At 59.5% G+C, this 17292-nt stretch carries 18 protein-coding genes; 2 read left to right on the top strand and 16 right to left on the bottom strand.

What is annotated here, in order from left to right; genetic code table 11:
- Positions 1 to 27: 27 nt before the first annotated feature.
- The 6 genes from WGT02_RS16945 to WGT02_RS16970 all read right to left on the bottom strand — a co-directional run bounded on the left by WGT02_RS16945 (position 28) and on the right by WGT02_RS16970 (position 4901).
- Entirely contained in the window at positions 28 to 1965 is a 1938-nt protein-coding gene (locus tag WGT02_RS16945) for a mechanosensitive ion channel family protein (protein WP_208249857.1), read from the bottom strand.
- Between the two features lie 218 nt (positions 1966 to 2183).
- Complete coding sequence (locus tag WGT02_RS16950) at positions 2184 to 2657, bottom strand: ion channel (protein ID WP_225039842.1); 474 nt, start codon at positions 2655 to 2657, stop codon at positions 2184 to 2186.
- A 107-nt stretch (positions 2658 to 2764) separates the two neighbouring features.
- Positions 2765 to 3460 (bottom strand): hypothetical protein, encoded by a 696-nt coding sequence (locus WGT02_RS16955; RefSeq protein WP_208249855.1) that lies wholly within the window; start codon positions 3458 to 3460, stop codon positions 2765 to 2767.
- A gap of 29 nt (positions 3461 to 3489) precedes the next feature.
- The gene (locus tag WGT02_RS16960; RefSeq protein WP_024315683.1) at positions 3490 to 4059 is read right to left on the bottom strand and encodes an OmpA family protein; all 570 of its coding nucleotides are present in this window, start codon (positions 4057 to 4059) and stop codon (positions 3490 to 3492) included.
- 26 nt (positions 4060 to 4085) lie between these two features.
- Positions 4086 to 4511 (bottom strand): cysteine rich repeat-containing protein, encoded by a 426-nt coding sequence (locus tag WGT02_RS16965; protein ID WP_024315682.1) that lies wholly within the window; start codon positions 4509 to 4511, stop codon positions 4086 to 4088.
- A gap of 120 nt (positions 4512 to 4631) precedes the next feature.
- Complete coding sequence (locus WGT02_RS16970) at positions 4632 to 4901, bottom strand: hypothetical protein (RefSeq protein ID WP_024315681.1); 270 nt, start codon at positions 4899 to 4901, stop codon at positions 4632 to 4634.
- Positions 4902 to 5295: 394 nt separating this feature from the next.
- On the opposite strand from WGT02_RS16970, the gene WGT02_RS16975 reads away from it, so the two are divergent.
- Both WGT02_RS16975 and WGT02_RS16980 read left to right on the top strand, forming a co-directional pair.
- Positions 5296 to 7113, top strand: coding sequence for an adenylate cyclase (locus tag WGT02_RS16975; protein WP_208249854.1), 1818 nt, complete (start codon positions 5296 to 5298; stop codon positions 7111 to 7113).
- A gap of 612 nt (positions 7114 to 7725) precedes the next feature.
- The gene (locus WGT02_RS16980; protein ID WP_024315679.1) at positions 7726 to 9180 is read left to right on the top strand and encodes a DUF1254 domain-containing protein; all 1455 of its coding nucleotides are present in this window, start codon (positions 7726 to 7728) and stop codon (positions 9178 to 9180) included.
- A gap of 253 nt (positions 9181 to 9433) precedes the next feature.
- On the opposite strand, the gene ureC is transcribed toward WGT02_RS16980, so the two are convergent.
- From ureC to WGT02_RS17030, 10 genes are all read right to left on the bottom strand, one after another.
- Positions 9434 to 11143, bottom strand: a complete 1710-nt coding sequence (gene ureC, locus WGT02_RS16985; protein ID WP_024315678.1) for an urease subunit alpha — start codon at positions 11141 to 11143, stop codon at positions 9434 to 9436.
- Positions 11144 to 11146: 3 nt separating this feature from the next.
- Positions 11147 to 11770, bottom strand: coding sequence for a hypothetical protein (locus tag WGT02_RS16990; protein WP_024315677.1), 624 nt, complete (start codon positions 11768 to 11770; stop codon positions 11147 to 11149).
- 16 nt (positions 11771 to 11786) lie between these two features.
- Positions 11787 to 12197, bottom strand: a complete 411-nt coding sequence (locus WGT02_RS16995; protein ID WP_024315676.1) for a lysozyme inhibitor LprI family protein — start codon at positions 12195 to 12197, stop codon at positions 11787 to 11789.
- Between the two features lie 21 nt (positions 12198 to 12218).
- A complete protein-coding gene (locus tag WGT02_RS17000; protein ID WP_024315675.1) occupies positions 12219 to 12524 on the bottom strand; it encodes an urease subunit beta in 306 nt (101 codons plus the stop codon).
- A gap of 10 nt (positions 12525 to 12534) precedes the next feature.
- The gene (locus WGT02_RS17005) at positions 12535 to 12789 is read right to left on the bottom strand and encodes a DUF1272 domain-containing protein (protein ID WP_024315674.1); all 255 of its coding nucleotides are present in this window, start codon (positions 12787 to 12789) and stop codon (positions 12535 to 12537) included.
- Between the two features lie 10 nt (positions 12790 to 12799).
- Positions 12800 to 13102, bottom strand: a complete 303-nt coding sequence (locus WGT02_RS17010) for an urease subunit gamma (protein ID WP_024315673.1) — start codon at positions 13100 to 13102, stop codon at positions 12800 to 12802.
- A 133-nt stretch (positions 13103 to 13235) separates the two neighbouring features.
- A complete protein-coding gene (locus WGT02_RS17015; RefSeq protein WP_024315672.1) occupies positions 13236 to 14057 on the bottom strand; it encodes an urease accessory protein UreD in 822 nt (273 codons plus the stop codon).
- A gap of 516 nt (positions 14058 to 14573) precedes the next feature.
- The gene (locus tag WGT02_RS17020) at positions 14574 to 15545 is read right to left on the bottom strand and encodes a D-glycerate dehydrogenase (protein ID WP_024315671.1); all 972 of its coding nucleotides are present in this window, start codon (positions 15543 to 15545) and stop codon (positions 14574 to 14576) included.
- Between the two features lie 127 nt (positions 15546 to 15672).
- Positions 15673 to 16797, bottom strand: a complete 1125-nt coding sequence (locus WGT02_RS17025) for a branched-chain amino acid ABC transporter substrate-binding protein (RefSeq protein WP_024315670.1) — start codon at positions 16795 to 16797, stop codon at positions 15673 to 15675.
- 119 nt (positions 16798 to 16916) lie between these two features.
- Entirely contained in the window at positions 16917 to 17270 is a 354-nt protein-coding gene (locus WGT02_RS17030) for a DUF6867 family protein (protein WP_024315669.1), read from the bottom strand.
- Positions 17271 to 17292 lie beyond the last annotated feature (22 nt).

A 17292-nucleotide genomic window follows, 5' to 3' on the forward strand; every position in this document is an offset into this window, starting at 1 on the left:
CCGCCGCCGTTGCCAGCGACGGTCCCCTTATTGTGACCGGTTGACCTGCACCATCGGCTGGGCGAAATCGATGTCATTTTCGCCAAATGTCTGCATCAGCAATGTGTATGCTTTTCTTCGGATCGAAGTCTGTTCGCCTGGCTTGCAGGTGAACCCTACAGCGACTTCGATGCCGTACTCGCCGATTTTCTCGACGCCGGTCAGCTTGAGCGGCTTTATGAAAGATGACTTGAATTCCGGATCCGCCTCGAGCTCGACGCCGATATCCTTGATGAGTTTGCTCACTTTATCCAGGTCCGTTTTGAAGGGGATATGGAAGCGAAATTTGTCGACTGCCCAGTCACGGCTCGAATTTTTGATTGCGCCAAGCGTGCCGAAAGGCACCGTAAATATTGGTCCTTGATAATGCCGCAGTCGTACAGATCGTAGGCTAAACGACTCGACGACACCGGCGTAGCTTCCCGCCTCAATGTATTCCCCGACTCGGAACGCATCGTCCAGTAGATAAAAAACGCCGCTGACAATGTCTTTGACGAGAGTCTGCGAGCCAAATCCAAGAGCAACACCCACCACCCCTGCTCCGGCGATAAGCGGGCCGATCTGCACACCCATCTGTGAGAGAACAGTGAGAACGGCCACAGAAAGCAGCCCGGCGGCCAGCGTGTTGCGGAAAACCGGGAGCAAGGTGCGAATCCGGCTTTGGCGCGCCATCTCGTTCGAGTCGAGCGCTCCTTCGTCGCCGTAATCGCTGAGCTTGCGGGCGATGTATGCGTTGCCCAGTTGCCAGATTAAGTCGAATACAAGCAGAATAACAACGCTATTGAATACGCCGGCAACGATCGACTGAGCCAGAGCCAGGTGATCGCCTAACGGCTGAAAATTTTCGTGCCAAACGAAGGCGATCCAATCCGCTGCCGCGATGACGATAACAGCTCTCGCCACCCGAACAAGCATGACGGCTTTCAGCTCCCTCGTGCCATTGCTGTTCCAGTGAGAAGCCGCGAACGCCGAGGTCAGCTTGTCAGCGACTGACAGCGCGCGTGGCACAACGACAATCATGATACCGATCCAAAACAATCCTACGAAACCACAGCACCAAAGTAGCCAGAGCGAGATCGCAGCACCAATCCTTATTGCGCGAGGCGCTCGGCCCACTGCGGAATTGCCATCACTTCGAGGCGCGCGGCCTATTGTATCGATCACGATCAGGAGAAAGACTGTCGAAAATATAAGGGCACTCAGCGAACGGACGTTCGATGCGACGCCGAGCCTCTCGCCAATAGCCGAAAATGCCAATGCCGCCGTCAGCACAGCGACGAGCAGTCGGACGCGAGGATAGACCCTAGCCATCGATGTGGATGCGGCCATCGCGAGCCGGTAGAGCGCCATTGCTCCCTGGAAGGCCACTGTCGCCAGAAGCGAGTAGAGAACGACCAACCGCACAAGCGGCGGCCAGGCGACGAGCAGATACAATAGCGCAGCCGTAGCCGTGAATATCAACAGTGGCATAATCTCGGTGTGGACTCGCTTCAGCAGAGGGTTGGCTGGGAACATGTATGGCGCCGAACGACGAATGGATCGGCCCCCGCCAATGGCTGCGATGATCCCGAGCAACAGTATTCCAGGCGCAAGGCCACTGTCGCGCGCCTCTTGCCAAACCGGACGCGATACGCGGTAGAGTTCGTTGCCAAATAGCGGCACGGCGGAAAGCAGTCCGTCGAGGCGGGTGCGTGATCGGGTCTCCAATTCGTCGATCACCCGCACGGCTTCTGTAGGCGCGGCTTCAGCAGCCACAACTTGCCTTTGCGCCAACCATGTCTTCACGTCCGCGTCTTCGAGAAGGCGAAGCAGTTCGGTGATCTTTGGCGGCTCAGCAGGGGTCGTCGCAAGCGCAAAGGCCCCCAACGGAGAACTGCTCCACAAACAAAGGCACAGGTTGAGTAGCAGAATGCGAATGGTGAACATTTAGCCTCGCGCGGCCAACTGGCGCCTTGGTGTAAATCGTTGGGATGAATCGTGATGAATTTCCGTGCCCTCTGGAAAGGAGCCGATGCTTGCCGCCTTATCTTATCCGGACCGGTCGGATCCAACGATGCGGCCCAGAGGGTTCGAAGCAAAGCAGATACGAGCAACCTGTATTTCGGCCTATATGCATCCGAAATGCTAGGTCTGGCCCATGCTCATCATTGAGGACCATCGTCAGAATGCGCGCGCTTTGCTCGCAACATATCGAATCTTCCAACGTCGGTCATGATGTTGACCAGAACACTGCCAGTCCATCCGAAGGTGAATAACCCCGACATGCCGATGATCGGTCCGAGCAGACGCCATCGATCTGGCAGAGTGACGTTGCCTTCCCCGAGCGTCGTGTAGCTCTCCAAAACGAAATAGTAGCTGTCGCGCATCGAGGGGATGATTGAACGCGCATAAAGAGGAACCGACCAGATCAGCGTCTCTGCAAAATGCAGGATTGCCAAGGCAGCGATCGTCACTGCGAGCACGAGATTCAGGCGCCAGTGCCCTCTGGTGCTCGTGACATGCATCCACGATTTGCTGAATTTCCAACTGATGGCCCGGATGCCCACGCCGTGCACGAATATCACCACGATCAGAATGACAGTGCCGACACATATCTCCAGAACCGGGTTTGAGCCGATAGCAGATCCACAAGTGACATCCTCGGTAGTCTGGCCGCAGGTGTGGAAGGCTTCTCTCGAGCCTCCCACTGGTCTGTCTCCAGCGCAAATGGTGCGGTTGCGTCGCGCTAGTAACAAGGTGGATAGGGGTAGTATCCGCATGCTGGAGGCGGGTAGTAGGGCCGATTGGCGGCGACCGCGGCTGCGCCGACCGCAGCACCCGCAACCACGCCCGCGCCGTAATAGGCGCCAGGATGTGCGTACCAGCCGCCACGCCAGACGGGGGCGCGAAAACCAGCGCCCCCGACGGCGACGCCCCCGTAAGGACCACGTGCCGCAAACCAGTCGATGAACAGTGATGCCGGCCCATCCGCTCCGGCGAGATCACCTTCGAGCACAGCCACGTCGAAGGTCAGATTCTCGCCCTCGAGCTTCGGCATCTTCAGGACGACCACGGCGTCGGCGATGGAATCTCCCTTGGCGCTCAAGACCGAAATCGTCGCATTGGGAGGGTCTTTGGCGAAACTGTCTGCCCCCTCGCCCCACTGCTTGATGAACTCTGCGGTCAGGACATGCCCCGCAGAACGCACCGGGCGGTCGGCGAACACAATGGAATTTGCTGAGATGCCGCTCATCGTCAGCTTGCCGTTCTCCAGCTTTGCACCTGCGGAGTTGAGCACGGCAAGCGACGGCACCATTTTGGACTTGGTTGCGCCGATGGTCTTCTGCGCGGGGGCCGAGATGGCGTCTTGCGCGCCGACCGGTGAGGTGAAAGCGAGGCTCGCGGCGACCGCGATGATGCAGGTGTGAGAGATCCTAAGCACTATTTGTCCTCCGGTGGGCCACGAGGCCTCTACTTCAAAAGTCCAAGATTGATCAGTTGAACGCGCCTGTTATCGGCAGCCTCCGGGTGGCCGGCGTCGATCGGCCATTCTTCGCCCGCGCCAACGGAAAAGAGGCGATCGGGTGAAATTGCGAACGTCGTCGCCAGCGCCTCGTTGATCGCGTCGGCGCGTTTCTGGCTGAGCTCGAGGTTGTGTCTGGCCGATCCCGTCGCGCTGGAATGCCCGACGATAAGGAACTTGTAGCGGAACAGATCCGGGTGATGCAGTGCATCTGCGATCAGGCCGACGGTGCGGTAGGATTTCGGCTCGATGGCGGTGGAGTTGTTTTCGAAATCGATCTCGACGATCAGCTGCGAAAGCTCTGCGAGCTTGCTCCAGTTGGGGAGTGCTGCAACGCCCTTCCCGACGTTGGCGTTTGCCTCCTCCACGAGCAGGGCGACGTCGACGGCAGGGGCTGCCGACCTGACCTGTCCCAGCGTGCTCATGATCTGACTGTTGTCGAGCTGTTGAGCGGACGCGATGCAGGGAGCCAGCAGCAGGCCGAGTGCGAGTGAGACGCTAAGGCGACGAACGAACATTTTCTTTTCCCCGGTTCGGATCAAGTTCAACGCCATCCAGCGTCGGTGATTGCCTGGTTGCATGCCTTGCTGTCGACGCGTTTGGTTTCGACGAGGCAGGAAAGGATATTCCCGTCGCCCTTCACGCTGTTGCAGTATTGAGAGACATCATGCTGGCAGACCTTGAACACCGACGCCTGCGCTTCCCGGCGCTGGGCGATCGATGTGAGCACGCTGCCAAGCGTCGAAGTGCAGGTCGGCGAAACCTTTGCGGCATTTTTCTCAAGGCAGGCCTGGATCCGGCCCTGTCCAAGGTTCTCGCCATTGCAGAACTTCTTGATGTCGTTTCCGCAATCCTTGGCAAGAACTGTCACCGCATCGGCGTAGCTGATTGTGTCCGCCCAACTAGTCGCCGCTAAAGTGAGGAAGGCGGCTAGCGCCGCTCCTCCAAAGACGCCAATTCTCTTCGACATAGTGTATCCCATCCTGGAGCGATTGATCGGAGAAGGTGTTTCCGGAGACATCCGTCGCGCGTCGGGATCAGAAAGGGAAGTATGTTACGGTAACAAACGATAGCAACACTGGTAGCTTCGTCACTGTCGAGGTCGGGTGAACGGTACGACATGAGCTTGGTCCAGGGCCTGCTCGATCTCGATCTGAAGGCTGCCGACGAGCTCGGTGTACTCGCCGATACGTTCGTCGCGGTCTGGGCCGGATGACCGTTCCCATTCCAGTTTCTCGCTGCTGGCAGTGGCGAAGTCGTCGCACAGGTCGCGAAACCCCTCGCTCCGCGCGGCGAGCTCTTCGATCGCCTTGGCGCGCGGTTTGAAATACGCCTTGGCGAATTCGACACCCTTTTCCATCTGATCCATCCCTATGCCGCCTACAGCAGGCGACCGCCCTTAACCGTACGCTGCCGCAGCAAACCTTCATGCCACCAGGCAAACTCAAAAAGGCGGAGCCCGCTTGCCGGAACCTGCGCCGCCGTCGATCCGTAGTCAGAACAGGTACTCGCGCAAGGGCACCGGCCACAGTGACCTGTGATCTTGGAAGCGCAAGTATGACACCGTAACATACGGCGTATGACGACCGTGGGCTCTTGTCACGATCGCCTGCTAGAATAGGAACAAGCACGGGGGGCAATAGATACGGCGCGAGTCTTGCTCGTGGACGACGCATAATTTCTGCGTTAGGTTTTATTTTGCAGTTGCAATAAAAGTTCTGGTAGCATCCCTCAAGAGCGGGTGAGGAGAAAGCATGGAGAATGAGATGCAGGAGCGGCGCGGTCATGCGCCGTCGCCCACGCGCGCGCCCCCGAACGCCGATGATATTCGCGCTCAGCTCGCGCGCATTCTCAGCAGCGAAGAATTTCCACAAGTGGGTCGCAGCGTTTCGTTTCTGGTTTATGTGACCGAAGAAGCGCTTGCCGGCCGCAGTGATCGGATCAAGGGCTACAGCATTGCCATCGAGGTCTTCAAGCGCCCAGAGGGGTTCACGCAGGATGATCCTGTCGTCCGGATCGAGGCCGGGCGGCTGCGTCGCGCCCTCGAGCGTTACTATCTGGTCGCAGGACAGGACGATCCTGTCAGGATAGAAATTCCAAAAGGCGGCTACGCTCCATCGTTCACATGGAGGGTGTCTGCGGATTCCGCAGGTAGCAATGAAAAACCGTCAGTCAATGCGTCTGGATGGCGGTTCTTCCTGTCAGTGCGAAGCATTGTGCCGATGGCCGTTGGAGCAGCATTGGCGATTGGTGTCGTCACGATGGGGTTGGTATTATCTGCGCATATAACTGTGCAACCGAAGAGTTCGCCAGCGATCGACGGCCCTACCCTGGTGATCGCGCCATTCGTCAGCTTCAGGAACGACCCTCAGGCTGCACTCTACGCAACAGGTCTGACTGAGGAGTTATTGACTGCCCTCCCCCGCTTCAAGGAGATCAAGGTCTTCGGTCGTGAGACGTCGAAATCCCTGTCACCTGAGACGGAGGCGGCACTGGTCCGTGATGAACTCGGTGCCCGGTTTCTTCTCAAGGGTGCCGTTCGCGTTTCCGGCAATGCTGTTCGCGTTACGGCGCGACTGCTTGACACCGACACCAACGAGATCCTTTGGTCCCAGACCTATGACGACAAAATTCAGACGCGCGATATGTTCGCCATCCAATCGGACGTTGCAAACAAGGTTGCGACGGCGGTAGCGCAACCATACGGAATCATCGCGCGGGCCATCGTTGCCAAGCCTCCGCCGAGCGATCTCGGGAGCTATGGTTGCACCCTTCCCTTCTATGCCTACCGTGCTGAGCTAAGTGCCATTCGGCATGCCGAGGTGCGAGAGTGTCTCGAGAGCGCGGTCGCCCGCTTTCCAACCTTCGCGACAGCCTGGGCGATGCTCTCCATCATCTATCTGGACGAGGACCGTTTCAAGTTCAATCCGAGCAACGACGCATCGTCGCCGCTAGATCGCAGCCTACAGGCGGCCCGCCGTGCCGTTCAACTCGATCCCGGCAACGCCCGAGCCCAGCAGGCACTCATGACCGCGCTGTTCTTCATGCAGAATGTACCGGAGGCTCTCCGTGTCGGCGAACAGGCGCTATTGACCACCCCGAATGATACCGAATTGCTTGGCGAGTTCGGAACCCGTGTTGCAATGAGTGGAGCGTGGCAGCGTGGAGCAGAGTTACTGGATCAAGCCATTGCCCTCAACCCGGGTGGCGGCGGCTACTATCATGGAACCCGTGCGCTCGCCGCCTACATGCTGCACGACGACAAGACCGCAGTCATTGAGATCAGGCAGGCGGACCTCCAGAAGTTTCCTCTCTTCCACGCCGTTGCCGCCATCATCTACGTCGATGCGGGGATGATGGAGGACGCGCGTCGGGAAGCCGCTCGTTTCAACGAGATGCGCCCGGATTTCATCCGCAACATCGTCGCTGAACTCAGATCCCGTAATATCCAACCTGACGATCGGGCAAGAATGATTACCGATATCAGAAAGGCGGGATTGCCAGCCGAGGACGAAGTGCGGTCGACCATGCTGGCGCCGACCGATGGCTCTGTTGAAGTTTGGCCACGCTAAAGACTTGTCGAACGCGTTCCGGGGACAGTTGGGGCACAGAGCATACGCGATGTTACGGGCGCTTTCTGCCTTCCGACTGTAGGCATTAGCGGTCCTGGACGACTTCACAAGTCGTTGAGCGGGCTCGCTGATTTCGCTGGCAAAGGCAACCGTAACGTAGAGGTCGGTCGGCCTTATTCCCCGTGGAATAGCGAGACCAACCGGGGCGGTAGTTTCCCCCGGCGGCTCGGAGCGGCTCGTTTACGGGGGTATGTTACAGTAACGTACTTGCCAACGATCACAATTGCCAAGACGTTCTCAACGCGGGGGCTTACCAATCCTTCGTCGCGCATCTTAGCCCATCAATTTTTAGGCGTGAGATGAACTGAGGGCCTAACTTGGCGTCTACCTTGCCGCGACCCTTCACCAGTAGGGCGTTACTCGTGCCCGGAGCTCGATCGGCGCACCTTAATCGAGCTCCGCCTGATAGCAACAAATTGCACTGCAAGGGAAGTGTCATGGAGAGCCAAAAGGCGACATCAAGCGGGGGTTGGGGACCATCCGCAGTCGCGTAACCTTCTCCTATCACTTATGCCCGTCGCTTGACGGCTGCGAACCAAAAGGATTTTCCAGATGCTTACAAAACGTGATCTGCTCCGATCTGCAGCGATGGCCGCACTCGTCGCGACGACGGCGAAGGCCGACCTGACCTCCCCCCTGGTCATTGATCAGAACAACGCCGAATGGCCCAGGCTGTTGGAGGCCAAGGACATCGCTGAGGAAGGCTTCATCTACGGCTTACCGCTCGTGATGAACTATGCGGTCATGCAGGAGTATGCCGTAGACAAGAACTCGGGGCAGTTCAAAGCGCCGTTCAACGAAATTTATAATATGCATCACGTCGCTACCCCAGCTGACACGGCAATCATCACGCCAAACAGCGACACCCCATATTCGATCCTCTGGCTGGATCTGCGCGCCGAGCCGATGGTGATATCGGTGCCGGCGATCGAAAAGGAACGCTACTACTCGGTCCAGTTCATCGACGGCAACACCTACAATTTTGGCTACATCGGCACGCGCGCCACAGGGAGCGAGCCGGGCGACTATCTGGTGGTCGGACCCGATTGGAAGGGTGAAACGCCAACCGGGATCGAGAAGGTCTTCCGGTCCACGACGCCCTTCACACTCGCTGCTTTCCGTACCCAACTCTTCAACGCCGACGACATGCCGAACGTCGAGAAAGCTCAGGCCGGCTACAAGGCGCAGCCGCTTTCTGCGTTCCTGAAACAACCCGCTCCACCCGCCGCACCCAAGATCGAGTTCGTTCCTGCCACCACCGCCGGGATCAAGGATAACTTCTTCCAGTATCTCGACGCAGCCCTGCAATTCGTCCCCGAGACGCCGAAGGACAAGGCGATCCGTGCAAAACTTGCGAAGATTGGCATCGGTCCGGGAAAGACCTTCGCGTTCAAGGATCTATCGCTCGAACACAAAGCCGAAATCCTGGTGGCGATGAAGCAGGGTAATGACAAGGTCGACAAATGGTTGGCCAGCGGCAACAAGAGCATCAACGGCTGGAACGTCGGCTCGTTCTTTGGCGACGAGGCCTTCTACAACGGCGATTGGGCGATGCGGGCCGGCGCCGCCAAAGGGGGTATCTATGGCAACGATGCCGTCGAAGCGATGTACCCCTATACCCGAACGGACGCCACCGGTGAGCCGCTCGACGGCAGCAAGCACAAGTACACCATCACCTTCCCACCCGGCCAGTTGCCGCCGGTGAATGCGTTTTGGTCCGTTACAATGTACGACGGCAAGAGCCAGCTCCTGGTCAAGAACCCGATCAAACGCTACCTCATCAACTCGCCGATGTTGCCGGCGATGAAAAAGGGTACGGACGGCTCGTTGACGCTGTACATTCAAAAGGACAGCCCCGGTGCGGACAAGGAAGCAAATTGGCTGCCGGCGCCTGACGACAAGATCTATCTCGTGATGCGCCTGTACTGGCCGAAGACCAAGGCGCCGTCGATCCTGCCGGCCGGCAAAGGCAGCTGGCAACCCCCAGGTATCATTGTGGCCCGATAGTTTTCCCGTTCTGATGAAAATAGCGCTTCCGGCATCGTGTCGGAGCGCTCGTGGACCGGAGGATCGGCGACATTCCCCCTAAACGGTCGAACGGATTTGGAGCATCATGACACTCTTTGTGGATCCCCAAATTCCGGCGTGGCCGCCTATCGAAGCGAAATCCAGCACACGTCATCGGGCTCAATGCCGCAGTACGAAGAACAGCGCGACGTGAGCAGCGACCGGCGCCTTTGCACCGGCCGCGCCGGATCAATCAAAACAGGAAGTACCGCTGCGCCATCGGCAGCACGGTCGCCGGCTCGCAGGTCAGCAATTCACCGTCGGCGCGCACTTCATAGGTTTCTGGATCCACCTCGATCTGCGGTGTCAAATTGTTGTGGATCATCGACGCTTTGGAGATGCCGCCGCGGGTGTTCTTGACCGCGATGAGCTCCTTGGCAACGCCAAGACGTCGCTTGAGGCCGGCATCGAGTGAAGCCTGCGAGACGAAGGTGACGGACGAACTGGTGCGCAGCTTGCCATAGGCAGCGAACATCGGTCGGTAGTGCATCGGCTGCGGTGTCGGGATCGAGGCATTCGGATCGCCCATTGGTGCCGCAGCGATCGAGCCGCCGAGCAGCACCATCTCCGGCTTGACGCCGAAGAAGGCCGGGTTCCACAAGACGAGGTCGGCGCGCTTGCCGACTTCGACCGAGCCGATCTCATGGCTGAGGCCCTGGGCGATCGCCGGATTGATCGTGTATTTGGCAATGTACCGACGGACGCGGAAATTGTCGTTCTCGCCCTTCTCTTCCTTGAGCCGGCCGCGCTGACGCTTCATCTTGTCAGCCGTCTGCCAGGTGCGGATCGCCACTTCGCCGACGCGGCCCATCGCCTGGCTGTCGGACGAGATGATCGAGAACGCACCGATATCGTGGAGAATGTCTTCCGCGGCGATCGTTTCCTTGCGGATGCGGCTTTCGGCGAAAGCGATATCTTCCGGGATTGACGGCGACAGGTGATGGCAGACCATCAGCATGTCGAGATGCTCGGCGATGGTGTTGACCGTATAGGGACGCGTCGGGTTGGTGGACGACGGAATGACGTTCGACTGGCCGCAGATCTTGATGATGTCAGGCGCATGGCCGCCGCCGGCACCCTCGGTGTGGAAGGCGTGAATCGTGCGGCCCTTGATGGCGCCGATCGTGTCCTCGACGAAGCCGCTCTCGTTCAGCGTGTCGGTATGGATCATCACCTGAATGTCGTATTCGTCGGCCACCGAAAGGCAGCAGTCGATTGCGGCAGGCGTCGTGCCCCAGTCCTCATGCAGCTTCAGCGACGAAGCGCCGGCCAGGACCATTTCCTCAAGTGCAGCAGGCAGCGAGGCATTGCCCTTGCCGGCAAGCGCGAGGTTCATCGGGAAACCGTCGAAGCTCTCGATCATCCGCTCGATATGCCAGGCGCCTGTACAGGTCGTGGCGAGCGTGCCATGTGCCGGGCCGGTGCCGCCGCCCAGCATACACGTGACGCCTGACATCAGTGCCTCCTCTATCTGCTGCGGGCAGATGTAGTGGATATGTGCATCCATGCCGCCGGCCGTGATGATCTTTCCTTCGCCGGCAATGGCCTCGGTCGACGGGCCGACGATGATGTTGACGCCAGGCTGCGTATCCGGATTGCCCGCCTTGCCGATCGCCGCGATACGGCCGTCCTTGAGGCCGATATCCGCCTTCACGATGCCGGTGTGGTCGATGATGACCACGTTGGTGATGACGGTATCGACTGCGCCATTGGCGCGCGTCACCTGGCTCTGCCCCATGCCGTCGCGGATCACCTTGCCGCCGCCGAACTTCACCTCTTCGCCGTAGGTCGTGAAATCCTTCTCGATCTCGATAAAGAGCTCCGTATCGGCAAGGCGCACCTTGTCGCCGGTGGTCGGACCGAACATGCCGGCATAAGCAGCGCGGGAAATCTTATAAGGCATATGTCAGGCTCCTTGGGAGGAAGAAAGAGACGGTTCAACTGCGTAGCGCACCAGCCGGCCATTGGCGATATAGCTGTCGACGAGTTGCCTTTCGGCGACGAAGGGATGCCCTTCCCAGCCCGCATGGCCGAAGCCGGCAAGACCGATTTCGGCATCCGGAAAGCGACGGAAGGTTTCGGCAATCGCGATAAGCCCGGTGCTCGGCACGACGTAAGGCTCGGGGTGGAACGCGGTCAGCGCCTCGTCCACCGCTTCATGAATCACTTTCTCAACGACCACATGCCGTTTGCCCGCTTCCTCGCAGAAGGCTTTGAACTTGCTCGTATAATCGTCGCAGAAGTCGTCGAGCTCGGGATGGGAAACGGCCAATGGCGCCCGCATGGCGGAAAATTTTTCAGGATCGCGCACGCACCAGATCTCGGAGGCCTCCACGACGCACGGCAGCACCCGCCAGCTCGCCGCCTCCGTCATCGCCTTGCCCGGCCTGCCCGTATTGCAGACGGCAACGGCATCTGTCCGGCCAGGGCTTGCGGCATAGGACCGGCACTCATTGAAGCGGATGACAAAGCCCGCAGCGGCGATCGCCGCGCGTCCCTCCTTGCTCACGTCACCATTGCCGACGATCATGATCCTCTGTCCCACGTCAGTTGCCCAATGCGTCCGAGAGCTCTTTCAGCTCCTTCGTGCGCTTGTCCGTCAGGTTGGCGAGGCAGCCCGCAACCAGCATAGGCTCCATCGACCCGCCTCGCGCTTGAAAGCCCTCGGCTTGGCATTCGGCGTCGCGGTAGGAGATCCAGGCCCGCTGCGCGGTAAGCAAGGCCTTCTCTGCGCCGCGGTCCTTCTCTTCCAAGTTCGTGTCGACGTCCGCCGTCTGCGCGCGCGTCTTCTTCCATTGCTCGTTCAGCGCCTTGTCTGCCGTGTCGTAGCGATCCTGCTCGCAGCTTGTCATCTCCATCTGCGTCTGCGGGTTCTTGCAGTCCGTCTGCTGCGCAAACGCTCCCGAAGCGGCAGCCATACCGCCCGCCAGCGCCAGCAGGCCGATCGTCCAATGCATCTCTTTCCTCCCGGATTTTCGTCAGAGCTTGCCCATGACGAGCTGGCGGAAGCCGTAGACCTCGCGCTTGCCCGAGAGCGGGATCAGCGTCACCGAGCGCGTCTGACCAGGCTCGAAGCGGACGGCCGTTCCGGCCGGAATGTCGAGACGCATGCCTTGCGCTTTCTCCCTGTCGAAGGAGAGACCGGCATTGGTTTCCGCGAAATGATAATGGCTGCCGACCTGTACCGGGCGGTCGCCGGTGTTGGCGACGTCAAGCGTCACGGTCGGCGCGCCGACGTTCAGCTCGATCTCGCCACTTGCAGTGATGATTTCTCCTGGGATCATGTTTTTCTCCTCACGCGGCCTTGACGGGCGCACAACCCTCGGCCTTCAGGACACGTTTTGTCGATGCCGGGTGCTTGGCGAGCATCGCGGCCGGCCGAACCGGGCGACGCACGAGGTCCCCGCCGCAATTCGGGCAGGCGCCACCGAGACCATCAGCGACGCAATCGGCGCAGAACGTGCATTCGAAGGTGCAGATCATCGCCTCGGCGCTGTCGGGCGGCAGATCCTTGTCGCAGCATTCGCAGTTAGGTCGCAGTTCGAGCATTGCCGCCTCCTCAGCGGATCGGTTCGTGCACCGTCACAAGCTTCGTTCCATCCGGGAACGTCGCTTCGACCTGCACGTCATGGATCATCTCGGCAACGCCTTCCATCACCTGATGACGACCGATGACATGGGCACCGGCCTCCATCAGCTCGGCGACGGGCCGTCCGTCTCGAGCTCCTTCGACGACGAAATCGGTGATGAGCGCGATCGCCTCCGGATGGTTGAGCTTAACGCCCCGCTCCAGCCGCCGCCGCGCGACCATCGCCGCCATCGAAATCAACAGCTTGTCTTTTTCTCTCGGTGTGAGGTTCATCGTGCATCCATCTGCTTGAACAAAGCATGATGCCGAAAGGTGTGAAGCGGTTTTCGGACAACATCATGCTCTACTTCTTTAATTGAGAACGGGATTCAGATTTCAGGTCGAAACGACCGGAAATCATCTGGCTCTAGAGATTCCAGACTTTCGGTACCGGCGCTCCATTGCGCAAGGTCGAAATGATCGGGATCAGGATTTTTCTCAAGGCGAAGCCATCCGGCGCCGAGAGGCGCACGACGAGCTTGCCGGCCCAACTGCTGGCACCACCCATATGTCCTTCGAGCAAGGGACGCGCGGCGCTGAGATAGGCGTCCGCGAGCGGCCCGACATAGAGGACCGTCGCGAAGGCAACCTTGCCGCCGAGCACCGCATCGGCCCGGGTTAGCAAGGCAACGTCGCCCATGAGCTGGAGGTCCTCCGCGTGGCAGAGCTTGCCCCCCTTGCGGATGCGCCAGCGGTCACGGAAAAGCCCGGTTTCGACGGCCTCCCCCATCGCCTTGCGGCCGAGCAGGATCGCCTCGACGGCAAGGAACTCCGAATCGTCCTCAAGGTCGACGTCGAGCCGGCGAAACAGCGACGAGCGATCGAACAGAATGGTTTCCTGCGGCAACCAATCCACCCGCGCCTTGGCGCCAACAGAAATGGTCGTGTTGACCTCGGCCGTAGCTGACGATGCCTTGTAGATTTTTTCGCAGGCCTGTGTGGTGACATCGATGCGCGTGTCGGGACCGGCATCGATGCTCCAGTTCATCCGGTCGCCGCCCGTCAGGCCACCTGCCGTATTGATGATGACGGCTTCCATGGAGGAATCGAACGTATCCGGCAGGCGAATCTTCGCCGCCCCTTCCTGATAGAGCTCTCGCAGCCGCGTGCGACCGTCGAGCGCCTTTGCAGCCAGATGCCCGCGCCCCTCGGCCCTCTGCGGTCTCGTGGCTGCCGCGGCGTTCGTCATTCCATCCCCTTCCAGCGCCTCGCCGCTTATTGCGGCCGTTCTCATTGATGTCTCTAAACGATTACAAGCAATTCCTGTGCCGTGCCGACCCGGAGTGTGGCTGGCCACATAAGGCAAGCTCCCCTTGGCGCGCTGCCGGCAAAAGCGGCATTTGCCTAATGGACCAGCACGATCTCAAACCGTAAGACAACGGCGCGCCGCCAGCACGATCTTGTCGCGATCCATGATGTAGACCTAGTCCAAAAACCGAGAGACTGCTCGACCAGCAGGGTCGCCATGACGGTGCTGTCGCGCGCATAGCTGATCGCCAAGAGTTCGGAGGAAGTTGCATTGATCCGCACAGCGACAGGGCGCGATATTGCCCGGATCGTCGAGATACGGGCCAACGTTTACGAAACCATTCTATCCGTTCCCTCCAAGGTCACACTTGACGGTCTCCGTTGACCACCGCGACGGCAAATTGCTTTTTGAGCTGAAGCTCCAGCCCGACGGCAGTTCGCCAGGCGTGGCCGAGACTCAGGCAACGCGATCCGGTGGCGATCTGCCTTCAAAGAAGGCGGTGATGTTGTCGACGACCTTCATCCCCATGGCTGTGCGCGTTTCCTCCGTTGCACTACCGAGATGTGGCAGCAAAACGACGTTGTTCATGGCTTTCAGTGCATCCGGTACATGCGGCTCGGCCTCATACACGTCGAGCCCCGCACCGCGAATGACACCGTTCTTCAACGCATTGGTCAGCGCTGCCTCGTCGACGACATCGCCGCGAGCCGTATTGATCAGGAACGCGCCCGGCTTCATCGCGGCAAGCCGCGCAGCATTCATCAGGTGCCGGTTCTCTGCTCCACCGGGGCAATGCAAGGACACGAAATCGGACAGCGCCAACACGTCCTCGACCGTCGGCAATTGCCGCGCGCCGTAGCGCGCCGCTTCCGCCTGTTCGACCGGCGACCTGTTGTAGAAGACCACCTCCATCCCGAAGCCGAAGTGGCAGCGCTGTGCAAACGCCTTGCCGATGCGTCCAAAGCCGATGATGCCGACGGTCTTGCCGGTAACCTTCGTCCCGATCATGTGCGTCGGGCACCAACCGCCCCACTCACCGGCACGCACCTGGCGCTCGCCCTCACCGCCGCGTCGGGCGACCGTCAGAAGCAGCAGCATGGCGATATCAGCCGTGCAGTCGGTCAGCACACCGGGGGTGTTCGTCACGACGATACCGCGGTCCTTGGCGGCGTTGATATCGATATGATTGTAGCCGACCCCAAAATTGCCGAGTATGCGCGCGCGCGGCATCGCCACGTCAAAAACGCTCGCCGGCAACTTGTCGGAGACGGTCGGCAAAACAGCGTCATAGTCTCCGATCGCCTTGTTAAGCGCCTCCACACTCATCGCCGCATCGTCGAGATTGAATGTTGCATCAAACCGTTCCGAAAGAATGCGCTCGACGGCTGACGGCCACTGGCGCGTGACGAGAATGCGTGGCTTGGACATGGCGAGTTGTTCCGGATGCTGTGATTGGCTTCCTAGCCAGTAGCGCAAAAAGCGCGAGGGGCCAAACGCAAGAAGCCCGGTCTTGCGACCGGGCTTCCTGAAACCGCACCAAAGTGGGGATGAACCCTTACTTGGCGTCCTGCGGGAAGTAGCTATACTTGCCGTCCGGACCCTTCTTCCACTCGTACATGATGTAGCCTGGAAGCTTCGGGTCGCCCTTTTCGTCGAACGACATGTCGCCGAGAACGGTCGGGAACGGGCCCTTTGCCTTCATTGCAGCAGCAACAGCTTCAGCATCGTTCGAACCGGCAGCCTTTGCTCCACCAGCGATCGACTGCAACGCGGCGTAGGAGTAAAGCGTGTAAGCTTCCGGGTTGAAGCCCGCAGCCTTGAACTTCGCCACGAGGTCCTTGTTGGCCGGGTTCAGCGTCGGATCAGGACCGAAGGTGTTCAGCGTACCGGCAACAGCGTCACCAGCGATCGATGCCAGTTCGTTCGAAACGATACCGTCACCGGAAACGAGCGTCGCCTTCAGGCCCTGGTCGGCAGCCTGGCGGATGATCAGACCAGCTTCGGTGTGGAGACCACCCCAGTAGATGATCGTGACGCCGGCTTCCTTCATCTTGGCGATCAGGGCCGAGAAGTCCTTGTCACCGACGTTGATGCCTTCGTAGAGGACTTCGGTCGTGCCAGCAGCGTTCAGAGACTTCTTGGTTTCGTCAGCCAGACCCTGGCCGTAAGGCGTCTTGTCGTGGATGACGGCGATCTTGGCGTCCTTAAAGTGGTCGGCAAGATACTTGCCGGCGATTGCGCCCTGCTGGTCGTCACGACCGCAGGTACGGAACGTGTTCCAGAGGCCACGCTCGGTGAACTTCGGGTTCGTAGCGGCCGGGGTGATTTCGAGCATGCCGTTTTCAGCGTAAACTTCGGAAGCCGGGATCGAAACGCCCGAGTTGAAGTGGCCGATAACGAACTTGACGCCGTCAGCAGCAAACTTGTTCGCAACCGAAATGCCCTGCTTCGGGTCGGAGACGTCGTCGCCGAGTACGACCTTGATCTGCTCGCCGTTGATGCCGCCCGCAGCGTTGATGTCAGCAGCGGCCTGCTCTGCGCCCTTCTGGAGCTGAGCGCCGAATGCAGCGTTCGGGCCGGTCAGCGGACCAGCAACGCCAACGATGATGTCGGCCCATGCGTTGCCGCTGAAGGCGACCATCGCCGTCAGAGCTACAGCCGACAGGAGAGACTTTTTCATTCTATTACTCCCAATTTTCTAGCGGGTTCCGTTCCACTACCCAGCGCATTACCCACTTTACTGCGCCAGGAAACTTGTTCCACTCCGAGGGGCAATCTGTCCCTAGATTCAACCGGCTGTCAATGTTTTGCCTTCCAGGAGAAGGGGGACGTCTTTTCGTATAGCCAGTAGTAGTTATTGACCATCTGGTTGGTCCGGCGATAGCGATAGCCGGCCGTCGAGAAGATCGAAAGAAGGACCAGGTCGATCACGTAGTAAAAGACGCTGAGAACCGGTCCATTAAACAGCGCATGATGCAGGAACTGCATCGCTCCAGCGAGAAGCACGGTGTAAGCGATGACCAACGGATAGTCGCTCCAGCTGTCAGCCGCGGCCTTGCCTGCCCGCCACGCAGTCCAAAATCCGATCAGCACGACGAAAAGCCGAATGGCGCTGCGCACGCCTGTATCGCCTTCAAAGAAAAGTCCCTGCATATCAAAGTCTCCCCTTCGTCAT

This window comes from Rhizobium sp. T1470, from assembly GCF_042140505.1.
In the GTDB taxonomy this organism is placed as follows: Bacteria; Pseudomonadota; Alphaproteobacteria; order Rhizobiales; family Rhizobiaceae; genus Rhizobium; species Rhizobium favelukesii.

What these genes read in the sequence shown, in the direction of transcription:
- WGT02_RS16945 (WP_208249857.1), bottom strand. Translation starts at nt 1,965, where the DNA reads ATGTTCACCATTCGCATTCTGCTACTCAACCTGTGCCTTTGTTTGTGG.
- WGT02_RS16960 (WP_024315683.1), bottom strand. Translation starts at nt 4,059, where the DNA reads ATGTTCGTTCGTCGCCTTAGCGTCTCACTCGCACTCGGCCTGCTGCTG.
- WGT02_RS16965 (WP_024315682.1), bottom strand. Translation starts at nt 4,511, where the DNA reads ATGTCGAAGAGAATTGGCGTCTTTGGAGGAGCGGCGCTAGCCGCCTTC.
- WGT02_RS16970 (WP_024315681.1), bottom strand. Translation starts at nt 4,901, where the DNA reads ATGGAAAAGGGTGTCGAATTCGCCAAGGCGTATTTCAAACCGCGCGCC.
- WGT02_RS16975 (WP_208249854.1), top strand. Translation starts at nt 5,296, where the DNA reads ATGGAGAATGAGATGCAGGAGCGGCGCGGTCATGCGCCGTCGCCCACG.
- WGT02_RS16980 (WP_024315679.1), top strand. Translation starts at nt 7,726, where the DNA reads ATGCTTACAAAACGTGATCTGCTCCGATCTGCAGCGATGGCCGCACTC.
- ureC (WP_024315678.1), bottom strand. Translation starts at nt 11,143, where the DNA reads ATGCCTTATAAGATTTCCCGCGCTGCTTATGCCGGCATGTTCGGTCCG.
- WGT02_RS16990 (WP_024315677.1), bottom strand. Translation starts at nt 11,770, where the DNA reads ATGATCGTCGGCAATGGTGACGTGAGCAAGGAGGGACGCGCGGCGATC.
- WGT02_RS16995 (WP_024315676.1), bottom strand. Translation starts at nt 12,197, where the DNA reads ATGCATTGGACGATCGGCCTGCTGGCGCTGGCGGGCGGTATGGCTGCC.
- WGT02_RS17000 (WP_024315675.1), bottom strand. Translation starts at nt 12,524, where the DNA reads ATGATCCCAGGAGAAATCATCACTGCAAGTGGCGAGATCGAGCTGAAC.
- WGT02_RS17005 (WP_024315674.1), bottom strand. Translation starts at nt 12,789, where the DNA reads ATGCTCGAACTGCGACCTAACTGCGAATGCTGCGACAAGGATCTGCCG.
- WGT02_RS17010 (WP_024315673.1), bottom strand. Translation starts at nt 13,102, where the DNA reads ATGAACCTCACACCGAGAGAAAAAGACAAGCTGTTGATTTCGATGGCG.
- WGT02_RS17015 (WP_024315672.1), bottom strand. Translation starts at nt 14,057, where the DNA reads ATGACGAACGCCGCGGCAGCCACGAGACCGCAGAGGGCCGAGGGGCGC.
- WGT02_RS17020 (WP_024315671.1), bottom strand. Translation starts at nt 15,545, where the DNA reads ATGTCCAAGCCACGCATTCTCGTCACGCGCCAGTGGCCGTCAGCCGTC.
- WGT02_RS17025 (WP_024315670.1), bottom strand. Translation starts at nt 16,797, where the DNA reads ATGAAAAAGTCTCTCCTGTCGGCTGTAGCTCTGACGGCGATGGTCGCC.
- WGT02_RS17030 (WP_024315669.1), bottom strand. Translation starts at nt 17,270, where the DNA reads ATGCAGGGACTTTTCTTTGAAGGCGATACAGGCGTGCGCAGCGCCATT.